The sequence below is a fragment of the Acinetobacter suaedae genome (genome assembly GCF_008630915.1).
Taxonomy (GTDB): domain Bacteria; phylum Pseudomonadota; class Gammaproteobacteria; order Pseudomonadales; family Moraxellaceae; genus Acinetobacter; species Acinetobacter suaedae.
The window spans coordinates 2,087,258-2,103,549 of record NZ_CP043909.1 but is presented as its reverse complement, the minus strand read 5'-3'; the positions used below and the strand labels follow the sequence as shown (position 1 = coordinate 2,103,549).

Sequence of the window (16,292 nt, the reverse complement as noted above, 5' to 3'; positions counted from 1 at the left end):
GATTTAACAATATAAATACATAGGGTTGATTAAAGGACGATGAGTTTATAAATCATAAAGAACAAGCGAGGGGGTGCTATGTCGGATTTAAAAGACCATGAAGTGGTCAGTATTTTTAAGCAATATTTATATCCGCTATCTGCCAAACTCACCGAAATGTTGAATGAACATTTTAGTCATCAAACTGAACGTCGAGGTTGTGGATATACGCAGGCAACACGGGTAATCGCTGAGTTTGTATCACAGCCGCGTGATGCGTTGGGGTTTCAGGATTTACGTATTTTTGATGATTACGATACGAAAGGATTAAGAAATATTTTAAGTCAGGCAGCCTCATACGGGCTTGAGTTAACAACATGGCGGCATCTTGATATTCATGTTGATGTTCAGCAAAGCCTAAAACGTTTAAATCCAGATGATGGTTATACGCAGAACTTACAGCAGGAAGTTGATTTTCAAGCCAAACTTAGAACACTTTATCAATATGCTGAGCGAGAAGAAAGTAGACTCATTTGTCAGTTACTTGCGGATATTATCCTTCCTCAAGATGTTCAACATATTGAAATAATTGAATGCCAAGCTTTAGAGGAAAAACCTAAGGTTGGCTCGTGTCCGATGGCAGAAAAATTCTTCTTGAGAATTGCACATCATCGTCTATTGAGACAAGGTGAAATTAATATTTTCGTCGATGAGCATGATCAGCCAGTTATGATGGAAAAGATGAATATGGGGGACAATCATTCCTGTATCAGTCTGGTTCCTTTACTTATGAATGGTGTGCGTTTACCAGCGGGGAGCCTTTTCTCTACAAACTATGAGATTGAGCCGCTAGAAAAGAATAAAAACAAACAATATAAAGGTTATGTGATCCCCATTTCTTCAATGAAAGGTTTTTGGTTTCTACGACTGACGACACTGGCGGTTTCTCCTGAAAATCGAGCGCGTGCATTCGGATATCATTTTAAACAACAAGTTGATAATGGATTATTTCGACCCGATACGACTGAATTGAGTCAATTGATGGAAATTGCTCAAGATCAAATCTATGTAGGAAATCCATGCTAAAAGCTTGCTACTCGCCACGCTATTATGCGCAAACGCATACCAATAGTATGGAAAAACTGACTGCAGTTGCTGAAGTGCTACAGCAGCAACAGTTGGTTGAATTGATAGATCCTGGACTTATAGACATTGATATCTTGAAAAAACTACATAACCCGCAATATGTAGATGCCTTTTTTGCAGGTGATTCAAGTTTCGCGACTGTACAAGGATTTAAACCTTGGAATCCACAACTACGTGATGCCATTTTGTCGGTACAAGCAGGGCAATTGGTCGGTGCTGAGATCGCATTGAAAGAAGGAATCGCTGCTAATATCGCACAAGGTTTTCATCATGCGAGTTATGATTCTGGGGCCGCTTACTGTACCTTTAATGGTTTGGCATTAATTGCAAAACAATTTCCGGACAAACGAATTTTTATTTTAGATTGTGATCAGCATGGTGGGGATGGTACTGCGATTTTCACCAATCGTATGCCGAATTTGATTAATTTTGGCATTTTTGGTATCCGCTTTGGTTGCAAGGCGGGGGAGCGTAGTTTGACTCGCTATATTCATCCAAAGCAAGGTAACTTTGATTTGTATCGAGAAGCGATTTTAGAAGCTTTTCAATATGCATCACGTTGGGATGCTGATCTTATCGTTTACCAAGCGGGCATGGATTGTCATCAACATGATAAATATGGATCAAAATGGTTTACAACAGCGCTCTTATTTGAACGTGATCGGATTGTGTTTGAGATGGCAAAGAAAATGAAAATTCCTTTGCTTTTTGTTCTGGCTGGTGGCTATCAACCTTTGGAGGATTTGGTTCCTTTGCATGTCAATACATTCAAAGCAGCGCATCAAATTTATTTTGCTGAGGTTTAGCCTAGCTATAGAAAAAATGCTCTCGCGAGGAGAGCATTGAATTGGGCGTTTAGCGTAGTTTTGCTAACCATTCTCCAAATGATTGTACAAACTGAACCAATAATAAAAGTACGATAACGGTCAAGATGACAACACTACTATCGAAACGCTGATAGCCATAGGAAATAGCAAGATCACCGATTCCACCTGCACCTACAGCACCTGCCATCGCTGTTGCACCAATCAATGAAATGGTACCAGTGGTGAGATTGAGAATAAGAGAGCTACGTGCTTCAGGCACGATAAATTTGAATACAATTTGCCAAGGACTCGCACCCATTGCTTGTGCAGACTCAATAATACCTTCATTTACTTCAAGTAAAGAAGTTTCGATGAGTCGACCAAGATAAGGACCGACATAAATGGTTAATGGAACGATAGCAGCCCATGTTCCGATTGATGTACCAACCAAAAGTTTTGTAAATGGAATGACGGCGATTAATAAAATGATAAATGGGATTGAACGTAGAGCATTCACGATTGGGTTCAGCGCATAGTAAATCGCACGGTTTTGTAAAATCCCACCATTACGTGTGACTACCAAAGTAATACCTTGAATAAATCCCCAAATGCATCCAAATAGCAATGCAAAGAATACCATCTGTAAGGTTTCTTCCAGTGCCGTTACAAATTGATCAATGGATAATGAACTTTGCCAAAATGGAGCTGTGATTTCAGTCAGCCATTGCACAATTAAATCTCTCATTGGCTTACTCCTGACTGTTCAACTTTGACACCCTGACTTTCTAGGAATTGAATCGCTTCCTGAATAATCGTTGGGTCGCCTAAAAGTTGGATAAACATTTGACCGATAACAGTGCCATTAATCTCAGTCATGTTGGCAAATAAAATATTTAAACTAATATCAAATTGCTTAATTACGGATTGAATAACGGTTTCTTGGGCTGATGTTCCTAAGAATTGCAGATTATAGATACTGTTATGATGTTTGTGTTCAAGATTATTCAAGATATTGATCGGCAATTGTTGCTGCAATACTGTTTGGATAAATGTCTTGGTTGTTGGGTGTTGTGGTTGACTGAATATATCTAAGGTGCGACCTGTCTCAATGACTTTGCCAGCTTCCATGACTGCGACATAGTCACAGATAGATTCAATCACATCCATTTCATGAGTAACCATCACAATGGTGATGTTCTGTTCTTGATTAATTTTCTTTAATAATGCTAAAACGGATTGTGTGGTTTGAGGGTCCAGTGCAGACGTTGCCTCATCACATAGCAAAATTTTAGGATGATTCGCAAGCGCACGCGCAATACCTACACGTTGCTTTTGGCCGCCTGAAAGCTCATCTGGATAAGCATCTTTTTTATGTTTAAGGTCAATAAAATCCAGCAACTCTGCAAGACGTTTTTCACGTTCGACTTTGCTATGACCTAATAGTTTAAGTGGCATTTCAATATTTTCAGCCACTGTTTTGGTTTGCAATAAGTTAAAGTGCTGAAAAATCATGCCAATATTTGCACGTTCTCGACGAAGTGTACGCGCATCCATTGCAGTAAAGTCTTTTTGATTAATCATCACTTGTCCGTGGGTCGGACGCTCCAGTAAATTAATCAAACGGATTAAGGTACTTTTACCTGCACCACTATAACCGATAATGCCAAAAATGCTGCCATCAGGGATCTCTAAGTTGATTTGATCCAGCGCAGTGATCGTTTGACCTTTGAGCTGATAGTGTTTGGAAATATTTTTAAATTGGATCATATCGTCAATACTAAGCAGAAAAGAAAAACAGGCAAAATCACTTTGCCTGTTTTGTTGAGAAAAGTATATTACGGATTCTCTTCAGTGAGATAGCTGATTGGTTTATTTACATCAACTTTTGTACCAGCAAAATGATCTTGTACATATTGTTTTACTGCATCAGTGTGATAAAGCGCACCGACTTTTTGTAAAACAGGATCATCTTTGCGAGATTCAGCCGTTGCTAGAACATTGACGTTTAACTTGGTGCTTTGATCAATTGGTTCGTAGAAGATTGCATCTTTAAGAACGTTTAGACCACCTTCCATTGCAAGGGTATTACCCAATAAAATCGCATCAACCTCATCTTTAACACGTACAGCTGTTGCCATTTGAATTGGTTTGATCACAATGTTCTTTGGGTTTTCAATCACATCAGCTGGTGTTCCTTTTACAGGATCAAAGTCAGCTTTTAATTTAATTAAACCCGCGCTTTGTAAAAGTAATAAAGCACGAGATTCATTTGCCCCATCGTTAGGGATTGCAATCGTTGCACCATTGGCAAACTCTTCAACTTTTTTTACCTTGCTTGAGTAGATTCCCATTGGTTCTAAATAAGTTGTAGAGACTGGCGCAATTTTGTCTTTATTTGCTGCATTGAATGCAACGAGATATGCATAGGATTGAAATGCATTCAAATCGACTTCTTTATTTGCAACAGCAGTATTCATTGCAACATAGTCAGTAAAATTTTTAATTTGAAGTTTTAGTCCAGCAGCTTGGGTTTCAGGCAAGCTTGCAATGTGACGCCAAATATCAGCATCAGAACCTGTAGAAGCAATAACGACAGTTTCTAATGCGCCTGCATCTTTGTTCTGTTCAGCAGTGTTATCTGGCTGTTTGCTGCATGCCGCAAGCAACAACACTGATACACTTAAAAAAAGGCTAATCAGCTTTTTCATGTGGAAATCCTAACCAAAATAATGCTGAGAAAGTAATGTTATTCTCGCATTGATGTAATCGCTTTGAGGATGCAAATTGGCTTTATACAAAAAATAATCACATGAATTATTTCTTGGGTATTTGCCATTATGATTCCATGATTTTAAGAAAAATAAGTGAACATTCATGTGCTTATTTGGAACCAATAAATAATGCAGACATCCATTCACATCTTTTCAAACCAAATATTGGTCTAGCTGTTGGTTTCTGTTGATTGGACAAAATAGCTTAATCATTTGATAATCATGAAAAAGCATATATCTTTAACATAAAAACAACATCTAAAATTGTGCCAATCATAGCAATATTTTGATAAGGGTTATAGTGGTCTGCATGATACTCAAGAGTATAAGCATCTGATTATCTAAAGAAATTATGTGCATAGTAAATGTAAATTAATGATAGTTTTATAGATTTTTGCAAATGTTTGATTGGTGATTTTGGTGAAATAAATAATATATATTTTTCTGAACTCTATATATTCAAATTGAATAAAGAATGTAAATTGATAGCGTTTCAGGAATAAAAAAGCCTTCCGAAGAAGGCTTTATTCACAATAAAATTATTCAGCTTTTTCGCGAGCAATTGCACGATAACCAATATCACTACGATATTGCATACCTGTGAATGTCACTTGGCCACATACTTCTAATGCATTGATCTGAGCTTCCAGTACAGTATCACCTAATGCTGTTACACAGAGGACGCGACCACCAGCTGTAACAATATGACCATCATCAGTCATGGCTGTGCCAGCATGAAAGATTTTGGTGTCTTCAGGTGATTGACCGATACCCGAAATGACATCACCTTTACGAACAGTTTCAGGATAGCCTTCGGCAGCAAGAACGATACCAATAGATTTGCGCTCATCCCATTCAGCTTCGCTTGGTAAGTTACCTTCAATGCCAGCCTCAACCAGATCAACGAGAGATGATTTCAAACGCATCATAATAGGCTGTGTTTCTGGATCACCAAAACGACAGTTGAATTCGATCACACGTGGTTGACCTTGATCATCAATCATCAAACCAGCATATAAGAAGCCCGTGTAGACATGACCATCTGCTGCCATACCATCAACTGTCGGGCGCATCACTTCATTCATGACGCGTTCAAAAACTTCTGCTGTAACGACTGGGGCAGGAGAGTAAGCACCCATACCACCAGTATTTGGACCTTGGTCGCCTTCAAAGATGCGTTTGTGGTCTTGAGAAGTTGCCATTGGTAAAATATTTTTACCATCAATCATGCAAATAAAGCTTGCTTCTTCGCCAGCTAAGAATTGCTCAATCACAACACGTGACCCAGCATCACCGAACTTGTTGCCCGCCAACATGTCATCAATCGCATCAAAAGCTTCTTGGTTGGTCATCGCAACGATAACGCCTTTACCCGCTGCTAAGCCGTCAGCTTTAATTACAATCGGAGCGCCATTTTTCTCAACATAAGCTTTTGCAGCATCAACTTCAGTAAATACGTCATAGAAAGCTGTAGGAATGTTATGGCGTTTTAAGAAATGCTTAGCGAATGCTTTTGAACCTTCAAGTTGAGCCGCATATTGAGTTGGTCCCCAGATTTTTAGACCTGCTTCACGTGCAGCATCAACGACACCATTGACTAATGGTGCTTCTGGCCCAACGATAACAAGCGCAACATCATTTGCTTTTGCAAATGCAATAATTGCAGGGTTGTCTAAAATATCGAGGTCAATATTTTCACATTTGTCTTCAGTTGCTGTACCCGCATTGCCAGGTGCGACAAAGACTTTAGCAACTTTTTCATCTTGTGCGATTTTCCATGCAAGTGCATGTTCACGGCCACCGCTACCTAATACTAAAATATTCATTATTAAGTTATTTCCTTTTTAAGTATCTCTAGTACATCCACTAAAAATAGAAAATTCCCCCTTGAGATGCAACTAAAACATCGCAAGAGGGATTTTTAAAATCTATTAGTGACGGAAATGACGCATACCCGTGAAGACCATTGCAATACCAGCTTCATCCGCTGCTGCAATTGTTTCTTCGTCGCGCATAGAACCACCCGGTTGAATGATACATTTGATACCAGCTTTAGCAGCGTTATCAATACCATCACGGAATGGGAAGAACGCATCAGATGCCATCACTGCACCTTCAACGACTAAACCAGCATGTTCAGCTTTGATCGCCGCAATACGAGCAGAGTTCACACGACTCATCTGACCTGCGCCTACACCAATGGTTTGACGGTTTTTTGCATATACAATCGCATTTGATTTTACGTATTTTGCAACTTTCCAAGCAAAGATCATGTCATCAATTTCTTGTTCAGTTGGTGCACGCTTGGTCACAACCTTTAGGTCATCTTTAGTGATCATGCCCAAATCTTGATCTTGAACAAGTAAGCCGCCGTTAACACGTTTATAATCAAGTTGTGGAGCACGTGCATCAATTGCAGGTAATTCACCGCACACCATGACGCGTACATTTTTCTTTGCGCCTGTAACTTCAAGTACACCATCAGCAATGCTTGGTGCAATGATTACCTCAACGAATTGACGATCGACAATTGCTTGAGCAGTTTCTACATCTAACTCACGGTTAAATGCAATGATGCCGCCAAATGCAGACTCTGGATCAGTTGCATAAGCAAGATCATAAGCAGCTTTAATGCCATCTAAAGAAACGGCAACACCACAAGGATTCGCATGTTTAACGATAACGCATGCAGGTTTTGCAAATGATTTAACACACTCAAGTGCAGCATCAGTATCGGCGATGTTGTTATAAGAAAGCTCTTTACCTTGTAATTGTTTCGCAGTAGAAACTGACGCTTCTTTAGCATTTGCTTCTACATAAAATGCAGCATTTTGGTGTGGGTTTTCACCGTAACGTAAATCTTGTGCTTTATTTAACTGCGTATTGAATGTACGAGGGAATAAATCTGCTTCGCCTTCAGCTTTACCTACACGTGCACCTAAATAAGAAGCGATCATGCCATCATACTGAGCTGTGTGTTCAAATGCTTTTACTGCTAAATCGAAACGAGTCTCGTAAGAGAGTGAACCATTTTGCTTTAATTCAGCAACAACAGTGTCATAGTCAGATGCATTGACAATAATACCCACAGAAGCATGGTTTTTTGCTGCTGCACGAACCATGGTTGGGCCACCGATATCGATATTTTCAATCGCATCAGCAAGAGAGCAATTTGGCTTCGCTACAGTTTCAGCAAATGGATAAAGGTTCACAATCACCAGATCAATTGGATCAATATTGTGTTCTTGCATAACAGCTTCGTCCAGACCACGACGAGCTAAGATGCCACCATGAATTTTTGGATGAAGTGTTTTTACACGACCATCCATCATTTCAGGAAAACCTGTATGTTCAGAAACTTCTACGACAGCGATATTGTTGTCTTTAAGCAACTTATAAGTACCGCCTGTAGATAAAATTTCTACCCCGAGAGCTGCAAGATTTTGAGCAAATTCAACGATTCCAGTTTTGTCTGAAACAGAGATTAACGCACGTTTGATAGTCATGATTTAAGTCAACAGTTTGAAGTCTACAGATTAAAACAAATAGGCATAAAAAATGCCCACGAGAACGTGAGCATTTTATCAATTATTCACTCATTAAACCGTGAGCTTTTAACTTTTTACGTAAAGTTCCACGGTTAAGACCTAGAATCTCAGCAGCACGCGTTTGGTTGCCACGAGTATATTCTAAGACCACAGACAAAAGAGGTTTCTCCATTTCTGCTAGAACCATGTCATACACTTGAGATGGTTGCTCACCTTGCAATTGTGCAAAATAATGACGAACTGCGCGATCTACGTGGATGCGAAGAGCGACATCAGATTGAGCCGTAAAAATAGGAGATTTGCTATTCATGCGTGTTAATCCGAAAAATCAAATATCACTTGGGTAAAGTGATATATAAATGTGGTCTAAATTATTGAGTCCTGTTTTAGATCCTAAAACAGTGACTCTAAAACAAAGGGACTATTAGCTTGCCACAAATCCTCGAATTGTGTAAAAAATAAGCGTAACAATAGTTAAATATTTGTTACAGCCTACTTTCAAAAACAAAAAAACCAACTATGCGCTTATAGAGTAGAAGCACAGTTCGTTTAACGATTTTTTGTCTGTGAAATACGAGGAGTAAGTGGGTTAAAGCTTTCGTGGCGCGTATCATACCACTGTCTGCGAAAAAGTGAGCAAATTAACTGCACTTTTTTTTATTTTTTTTGTCATTTTTTTTAATTTTTAGGGTTGTACAATTTCTAAACTATAATTTGTAAAACTATTTCTGCTTTTTGGGACGGTAAAATCGAATTTAAAAGGACTATTTGAAGGGATGCGTTGAATTGTTTTTAAGCTATCCACAAGATATTCGTCTGGTTTGAGTGTGGTATTCGAAATCACAACATCATTATTGTCTTTTAGTACAACTTGTATAGAGGGTAGTAAAATACTGTGCTTATTCTGATTGATCAGGATACCTGAGAAACGTGTGCTATTTTGTTCAGCACGTCTTAACGTTATTTTTTCAAAATTCAAATTTTTGTATTGCCTATCTCGCATTTTACATGTGACAACAGTACATGCAGTATTAAAGATCTTGTTTAAGACAGGGCTATCATGCATCAATTTTGGATTGAACCATAGAATTTGAAATGCAAAAACAAGAATTAGAACTATGTTCCCTATACCCCAAAGGGTGTAATAGAGCCAGCCATGTTGTTTATCTGCAGCCTCTTCATCAATGAGTAGAGCATCCTCTGATAGATTTAGATTGGGTAATGCTGTTACAGGCTCTGTATTAAAGTAATTTAGATTGTTGAGATAGGTGAGTAGATCAATATTTGAGTTTTCAATTTTTTGATCAAAAATACTTAAGATTTGCATTTGCTTTTCTGCAAATGTGCTGTCAGGTTGAATTGAAGAAAATAAAGAGCGATTCGTTGTTGCAGGAATCGTTTCATTTGATGGAGATTCTAATAAATTGGTGAGTGCATTAAAGTTAATGACACATTTGGGGCAACAAACCATGCCCTGTGCAACACTAAGTTGTGAAAGGGTCACTTTATACACGGTTGAACATTTTGGGCAGCGGGTTTGTTTTTCACTCATAAGTTATAGAAATCTCAAATTGTTGTTTTGCGTTTTCCTGAGATACGACACCAGTTTTCTTCACGCTTGTCGACTTCTAATATATCAAAAAATTCAGTGTAAACACTAGAAACATCAGCAACTTGCTCTTCAATCACACCTGCAAGTGCGAACTCTCCCTCATTTTTTATCAAAGTTGAGAATTCTTGCGCGAGTGCCATCAAGGGGGCTGCTAATATATTGGCGACCAATATATCTGCTTGTTGAGGTTTAAATTCTTGATCAAATTCTTCTGGCAAACCAACATAAAGACGATCAAGTACCCCATTCAATTCAGCATTTTGTTTGGTTGCTAAGACTGCTTGTGGGTCAATATCAGTGGCGTAGACTTTTTTAGCACCTAGTAAAAGTGCAGCGACGCCTAAAATCCCTGAACCACAACCATAGTCAATCACAACTTTATCTTTTACATCGGTTTTGCCTAACCATTGTAAGCATAAAAATGTACTTGCGTGATTACCTGTACCAAATGCGAGGCCTGGATCAAGTTTAATATTGGTTGCATCTGCTTCAGGTGGTTCTAACCATTCAGGCACAATCCAATATTTTTCACCGATTTGAATGGGTTCATAATAATCCATCCATGCTCGTTCCCAGACTTGGTTTTCCAATGTTTCATGGCGCATAGGCACATCTGGGAGTTGAGCTTTTAAAAAAGCTTCTAAGCGATCAACATCTATTGGATCATCTTCTTCTTGTTGATAAATACCTGTAACAATAACTTTATTCCATAGTGGTGTTTCACCTGGAAGCGGTTCAAGTAAAGCCTGATCTTCTGCATCATCTAAAGTTACGCTAACTGCACCTAAGGATAAAAGTAGAGTTTCGCACAGTTCAACTTGATCTTGATCGACAGTAATATGAATTTGTAGCCAGTTCACAGGACAACCTAAGTAAATTTATTTACAGGTATTGTAAAGGATTCGTGCTGTATAAAGGAGTCTATAATTGGTTGTTTACAATTTTAAGATGAATTATTTGGTTATCAGAGTATCAATGTTCTTAAATAAATAAAGGATATAGAAAAACTATATCCTTTATGGTGATTTAAATATTGTGTATTTAAGCGATTATGGTGCTTCTTGTTCGTTTTGCATCATCGGTTGTTCAGTATTCTTGACAGGTGCGGCTAACTCATTTGGAGCTTGGCTAGGTGCAGGGGCCGATTCAACTGGTGTACCACTTACTGGACGTGGTTCTGATTGAGTCTCGGAGATTTTGCTTTGTGTTTCTGGTGGAGTGTCAGTAGTTGGTGTTGGTGGTTGGAAAACTAATTTGTCATTTTCATCGTTTTGACAAGCACCATTGAATACAACGCCTTTATAGGCAAATGAAACTGCATCGCCTTGTTTTTTACCTTTACAGACCTGTTGATACTTCTGTGCAAGTTGATCTGTGGCAGGTTTTGCATTTGCTTGAGCTGTCACAGTAAAAAATAAACCACAGATCAGTGATGATAATAAAAGCTTCGAGTTCATATCATTTTCCTAAGTATTTGTTATGCATCTCTTAGGATAGGAAAGTTTTTTCAAAAAACAGTGTTGTTCAAGTTAACGATTCTAAGGCACTTTGTTAAAAATACATGAAAAATGCAACATAAAGTTTCTTTTTGTGTCAATTTAAAGGTAATCAATCTCTTATTCTAGGCAATATTTTAATTGATTTTTTCAAACTACGACAAAATTCCTGTATAATGCTCTGTCATTTTTTGAATACACATTTACCACTATGCACTATCCTAAAGTTTACGACGTTATCGTAATTGGTGGCGGCCACGCTGGTACGGAAGCTGCACTTGCTGCAGCACGTATGGGAAGACAAACACTATTGTTGACGCATAATATTGAAACTTTAGGGCAGATGAGCTGTAATCCAGCGATTGGTGGTATTGGTAAATCACATTTAGTCCGTGAAATTGATGCCCTAGGCGGTGCAATGGCACTTGCCGCAGATAAGGGTGGTATTCAATTCCGTATTCTGAACTCTCGTAAAGGTGCTGCAGTGCGTGCAACACGTGCTCAAGCAGATCGTGTCCGATATAAAGCTGCGATTCGTCATACTTTAGAAAATCAAGCAAACTTGGATATTTTCCAACAAGCTGCAGATGACTTGATTGTTGAAGGCGATACCGTAAAAGGTGTTGTCACCCAAATGGGTATTCGTTTTGATACCAAAACTGTTGTACTTACGACGGGTACTTTCTTAGGTGGTGTTATTCATATCGGTTTACAAAATTCGAGTGGTGGTCGTGCAGGCGATCCTCCTTCAATTGCTTTGGCACATCGTTTACGTGAGTTAAAACTCCCAGTTGGTCGTTTGAAAACAGGTACACCGCCACGTATTGATGCGCGTACTGTTGATTTCTCTGTGATGACACCACAGCCAGGTGATTTCCCTTCTCCTGTAATGTCATTCATGGGCGATGTTTCGATGCATCCAGAGCAGGTGAATTGCTACATTACTCATACCAGCGAAAAAACCCATGAAATTATTCGTGGTGGTTTAGATCGTTCACCTATGTATACCGGTGTGATTGAAGGGGTTGGTCCTCGTTACTGTCCTTCGATTGAAGACAAAATTCATCGTTTTGCAGATAAAGATTCGCATCAAGTATTTCTTGAGCCTGAAGGCTTGGATACACATGAACTTTATCCAAATGGTATTTCAACTTCGTTACCATTTGATGTGCAGTTCAATCTAGTTCGTTCGATCCGTGGTATGGAAAATGCACATATCCTACGTCCAGGTTATGCAATCGAATATGACTATTTCAATCCGCAAGCATTGAAATTTACCCTTGAAACCAAAGCGATTCAGAACTTGTATTTTGCAGGTCAGATTAATGGTACAACTGGCTATGAAGAGGCGGGCGCGCAAGGTTTACTTGCGGGGTTAAATGCTGCACGTCGTGCATGGGAACAAGAAGAATGGACACCAAAACGTGATCAAGCCTATATGGGTGTACTCGTAGACGACTTGATTACATTGGGAACTAAAGAACCATATCGAATGTTTACCTCTCGTGCGGAATATCGTTTGATGTTGCGTGAAGATAATGCGGATCAACGTTTGACAGAGATTGGTCGTGAACTTGGTTTGGTTGATGATGAACGTTGGGCAGCTTACAGTGAGAAAATGGAAGCTGTTGAACGTGAAACTTCTCGTTTGCAACATTTATGGGCTGCGCCGAATAACCCAATGGGCAAAAAGTTCGTTGAAATGACAGGTGCAGATCTAAGCAAAGAGTGTAGCGCGATTGATTTATTGAAACGTCCAAACATTAATTTTGCTCAAATTGCTGAATTAACAGGTTCTGAAGTTTCGCAACAAGTGGGTGAGCAAATCGAAATCGCTGTGAAATACGAAGGTTATATTAACCGTCAACATGATGATGTTGCACAGATGAAGCGTTTAGAGGAAACTAAAATTCCTGCTGATTTTGATTATGATGTTGTTTCTGGTTTATCACGTGAGATCACACAAAAGCTTAAGACTGTTCTCCCAGAAACATTAGCTCAAGCCAGTCGTATTCCAGGCGTGACACCTGCAGCAGTTCAGTTGGTGATGATTACGATTCGTAAAAATAATATGGCAAAAAAATCAGCATAAGTCTGCTTGATACAGGACGAAAAAACACCCTTTAAAAGGGTGTTTTTTTCTGTCTATTTTGCTTGTATTTTAAAATACATTCGATGAGGTATAAAAATTAATGAAAAATTGGATGTTTTTATTTATCGCAATCATTGCTGAAGTGATCGCAACGTCTGCTTTGAAAAGTAGTGATGGCTTTTCTAAACCAATCGCTTCAGTTGTGGTTGTCGTAGGGTATATTGTCGCATTTTATTTTTTATCTCTAACCTTAAAAGCTATCCCTGTCGGGATTGCTTATGCAATATGGTCTGGTGTTGGTATTGTTTTAATTACCACTGTTGCTTGGTTTATGTTTGGTCAAAAACTAGACCTTTGGGGGATTGTTGGGATTGCATTGATTATGAGTGGCGTATTAATTTTAAATTTGCTATCGAAAACAAGTGTGCATTGATGAAATAAAAAACCGAGCTAAAGTAAGTAGCTCGGTAAAATTTTAATAATAAAATACAGGCATGGATACTTAGAGTGTCACCACAATTCCCTGACGTAAATTTAATTGGTCAAGTTTGGAGTTCTCATCAATTTTTGCAAAAGCTTTAGGTATTAAACGACGAGCTACTTTATTCACCCTTTTCTCTAACCAAATAGGCATTTTCATGGCGAGAGGGTTGGTTTCAGTGGTCGAAGCATCGGTCATCACGCGTGTTCCCATGATGTAATCAAACCAAGGTCGCGTGACACACCAGTTGGCATTTTGATTACTGGTCATGTGGTGATCATAGTGCCAAGGAATACGTTTTTTTGCATATTCGGGATCTAGATGAGATTTGGCATGAACTTTCCAGTAGTTCCAAATTCCATAATATAAGCCTGCTGTAAAAAATGGTGCAATGGGCAGAAAAACTGTAGATACGGCGGCTAGAGCAATTAATGCTGATTTTTCATTGTACATTTCAGAGTTTTTAAACATCGACTCTGCATAACCTTCATCATGAAAACCATTTAAACGAGCACGTTTATGATGGGCGATATGAGTAAAGAAGGGGCTATTTCTATTTTTACTTGGAAATTCATGTAGCCATACCTTATGAAAATACCATTCCATCCCATTTGCGACAAAGATACCTACTGGAAAACCGATCATATTCGTTAACCTCATAAAATATGATCAGATTGTAGAAACTTAATGGTGAAAGTTTTTGACTGAACTGGCAGGTTTGATTTGCCGATCAAATCAAATTATTGTTGTTTTCGTTGTCGATAGGCTGTTGGTGTTTCACCTGTCCAACGTTTAAAAGCCCTTGAGAATGCAGATGGTTCAGAGAAACCAGTAAGATAGACGATTTGATCAATTGATTCTTGGGTTTGAGAGAGTAAGCGCCGAGCAAGCCGTTCACGATATTGTGCAATTACTTTTTCATAGCTGGTATTCAGAAGTTGCAAATCCGCTCTTAAACTGCGGGCACTACGACCTAATCGACCAGCAACAATACTCTGATCAAACTCACTCGATTCCAATAATCCGCTCGCCAAGATCTTTTCTATCTCATGAATAAGTTGATGTTTATGTAAAAGCTCAAGTTGTGAGGCGGCATGGTGTTCATGGACTTTTAATAACTCAGGTTCATAAGCAGGCGAAGGATGGTCTAATAATTTCGCATCAAAGAAAAGACGACCTTCAGTTTGTCCAAGTCTGACATTACACCCCCATATCTTTTTATATTCATCCTGCTTGGCACCTTCATCGTAAGGAAGCCAAATTTCAGAGGGTGTAAATGCATCTTCACTTATATATTTGAAGAAATTAAGCAAAATTCCTATTGCACATTCTAAGTAATGTCTTACGGGATGATTGAGACCAGAAATGATCGCAACCTCATTATCATGATGTTCGAGTTTAAAAGACATCGCATCTGTGAGTAATGCTTGATAATGAATAGTGCGTTGTAATCCTTCACCAAAGGTTGGACTACTGAGAAAAAGATATTCAATCACTTGTCCACGAAATGGAGGTACATTTCCTCCAACATGAAGTCCGATATCTGAATCTACACTAATTTTCTCAGCCGCATCCCAGAAACGTCTTTGTGTAGAATTATCTCTTCGCACTGACTTGTCAGGAGGTTGATCCGGTAAATGAACACTTGCAAAGATAGCTGCCGCATCAAGGTTCATCTTGTGCATGGTTTGATACACCGTCCATAAAAAAATGCCAGCATCGCTTGCTTTATTTGTGACCATGTTTGAAGGTTAAATAAACTTTTAAAACAATATACTATGTTCTTTTATCATAGAAATGAAATGTTTGTTAGAAGCTTCTTACAGGCCTCATTAAATAATATTTATACCTCATTTAAAAATTTTCTTTGTCATACAATCAAAGAAATAGCCATCAACAGGAATAAAAAAGTTGGAGTACATCTAAATGCGCCCCAACTAAGATTAATTAGAAATAAATAGTTAAGTTTTAATCATTATCTGTAAGATCACGCCCTCCAGATAAAATCTCTTTTCCTAAGTGCCCAAGTTGTTCGAGTGGGGTTTGTGGTGGAGGTGTGGGTGTATGTTCTTCTAATAAATGCTTTTCTTTAATATTTTTCAATTCTTCTTCACTAAGTTTTGGAGGGGGATTAAACTCACCCCATCTACCGAAATGGATGTTGCCTTCAAAGGCTTCAGCCTGATCTGAAGCTTGTAGATCTTCATTCGATTCGGATTGATCATTTTGATTATTGGTCATTTTATAATTCCTTAATAATAGATGTTTTATGTTATTAAAGTCTTATCACATGTCTTTTATTAAAATAAGTAATGGAGTGAATAGACCAAAATACTTTAGCAAATTTTTTGAACTAGAAAA

The 16,292-nt window shown here is 38.5% G+C and carries 16 protein-coding genes; 4 read left to right on the top strand and 12 right to left on the bottom strand.

All coding sequences use genetic code 11. The annotated features are described in order from the left end of the window. Positions 1 to 78 precede the first annotated feature (78 nt). Together F2A31_RS09845 and F2A31_RS09840 are read left to right on the top strand one after the other, a co-directional pair. Positions 79 to 1,065 (top strand): hypothetical protein, encoded by a 987-nt coding sequence (locus F2A31_RS09845; protein ID WP_150026237.1) that lies wholly within the window; start codon positions 79 to 81, stop codon positions 1,063 to 1,065. Next, on the top strand, positions 1,059 to 1,931 hold the full coding sequence (locus tag F2A31_RS09840; protein ID WP_004638496.1) for an arginase family protein: 873 nt from the start codon (positions 1,059 to 1,061) through the stop codon (positions 1,929 to 1,931). Before F2A31_RS09845 ends, F2A31_RS09840 begins: the two co-directional genes overlap by 7 nt. A gap of 49 nt (positions 1,932 to 1,980) precedes the next feature. On the opposite strand, the gene F2A31_RS09835 is transcribed toward F2A31_RS09840, so the two are convergent. The 9 genes from F2A31_RS09835 to F2A31_RS09795 all read right to left on the bottom strand — a co-directional run bounded on the left by F2A31_RS09835 (position 1,981) and on the right by F2A31_RS09795 (position 11,319). Then, on the bottom strand, positions 1,981 to 2,676 hold the full coding sequence (locus F2A31_RS09835; RefSeq protein ID WP_017395039.1) for a methionine ABC transporter permease: 696 nt from the start codon (positions 2,674 to 2,676) through the stop codon (positions 1,981 to 1,983). Next, complete coding sequence (locus F2A31_RS09830) at positions 2,673 to 3,698, bottom strand: methionine ABC transporter ATP-binding protein (RefSeq protein WP_005082032.1); 1,026 nt, start codon at positions 3,696 to 3,698, stop codon at positions 2,673 to 2,675. Before F2A31_RS09830 ends, F2A31_RS09835 begins: the two co-directional genes overlap by 4 nt. A gap of 68 nt (positions 3,699 to 3,766) precedes the next feature. Then, the gene (locus F2A31_RS09825) at positions 3,767 to 4,639 is read right to left on the bottom strand and encodes a MetQ/NlpA family ABC transporter substrate-binding protein (RefSeq protein WP_150026236.1); all 873 of its coding nucleotides are present in this window, start codon (positions 4,637 to 4,639) and stop codon (positions 3,767 to 3,769) included. A 602-nt stretch (positions 4,640 to 5,241) separates the two neighbouring features. Further along, positions 5,242 to 6,528 (bottom strand): phosphoribosylamine--glycine ligase, encoded by a 1,287-nt coding sequence (purD, locus tag F2A31_RS09820; protein WP_150026235.1) that lies wholly within the window; start codon positions 6,526 to 6,528, stop codon positions 5,242 to 5,244. A gap of 105 nt (positions 6,529 to 6,633) precedes the next feature. Further along, positions 6,634 to 8,208 (bottom strand): bifunctional phosphoribosylaminoimidazolecarboxamide formyltransferase/IMP cyclohydrolase, encoded by a 1,575-nt coding sequence (gene purH, locus F2A31_RS09815; protein WP_113997454.1) that lies wholly within the window; start codon positions 8,206 to 8,208, stop codon positions 6,634 to 6,636. 82 nt (positions 8,209 to 8,290) lie between these two features. Continuing rightward, the gene (gene fis, locus F2A31_RS09810; RefSeq protein WP_001086304.1) at positions 8,291 to 8,560 is read right to left on the bottom strand and encodes a DNA-binding transcriptional regulator Fis; all 270 of its coding nucleotides are present in this window, start codon (positions 8,558 to 8,560) and stop codon (positions 8,291 to 8,293) included. Between the two features lie 375 nt (positions 8,561 to 8,935). Then, positions 8,936 to 9,802 (bottom strand): DUF3426 domain-containing protein, encoded by an 867-nt coding sequence (locus F2A31_RS09805; RefSeq protein WP_113997453.1) that lies wholly within the window; start codon positions 9,800 to 9,802, stop codon positions 8,936 to 8,938. Between the two features lie 14 nt (positions 9,803 to 9,816). After that, positions 9,817 to 10,722 carry a 50S ribosomal protein L11 methyltransferase gene (prmA, locus tag F2A31_RS09800; protein ID WP_150026234.1) on the bottom strand — a complete coding sequence of 302 codons (906 nt, stop codon included), beginning with the start codon at positions 10,720 to 10,722 and terminating at the stop codon, positions 9,817 to 9,819. A gap of 189 nt (positions 10,723 to 10,911) precedes the next feature. After that, positions 10,912 to 11,319 carry a hypothetical protein gene (locus tag F2A31_RS09795; protein ID WP_150026233.1) on the bottom strand — a complete coding sequence of 136 codons (408 nt, stop codon included), beginning with the start codon at positions 11,317 to 11,319 and terminating at the stop codon, positions 10,912 to 10,914. 250 nt (positions 11,320 to 11,569) lie between these two features. Here F2A31_RS09795 and mnmG point away from each other — a divergent pair, with 250 nt between their 5' ends. Continuing rightward, on the top strand, positions 11,570 to 13,450 hold the full coding sequence (gene mnmG / locus F2A31_RS09790; protein ID WP_150026232.1) for a tRNA uridine-5-carboxymethylaminomethyl(34) synthesis enzyme MnmG: 1,881 nt from the start codon (positions 11,570 to 11,572) through the stop codon (positions 13,448 to 13,450). 100 nt (positions 13,451 to 13,550) lie between these two features. Continuing rightward, positions 13,551 to 13,883, top strand: a complete 333-nt coding sequence (locus F2A31_RS09785) for a DMT family transporter (RefSeq protein WP_150026231.1) — start codon at positions 13,551 to 13,553, stop codon at positions 13,881 to 13,883. A gap of 69 nt (positions 13,884 to 13,952) precedes the next feature. Here F2A31_RS09785 and F2A31_RS09780 read toward each other — a convergent pair whose 3' ends face one another. The 3 genes from F2A31_RS09780 to F2A31_RS09770 form a co-directional block, all read right to left on the bottom strand. Next, positions 13,953 to 14,576 (bottom strand): sterol desaturase family protein, encoded by a 624-nt coding sequence (locus tag F2A31_RS09780; protein ID WP_150026230.1) that lies wholly within the window; start codon positions 14,574 to 14,576, stop codon positions 13,953 to 13,955. Between the two features lie 95 nt (positions 14,577 to 14,671). Continuing rightward, complete coding sequence (locus F2A31_RS09775; protein WP_150026229.1) at positions 14,672 to 15,673, bottom strand: AraC family transcriptional regulator; 1,002 nt, start codon at positions 15,671 to 15,673, stop codon at positions 14,672 to 14,674. Between the two features lie 226 nt (positions 15,674 to 15,899). Beyond that, entirely contained in the window at positions 15,900 to 16,172 is a 273-nt protein-coding gene (locus tag F2A31_RS09770; RefSeq protein WP_150026228.1) for a hypothetical protein, read from the bottom strand. Positions 16,173 to 16,292: the final 120 nt, after the last annotated feature.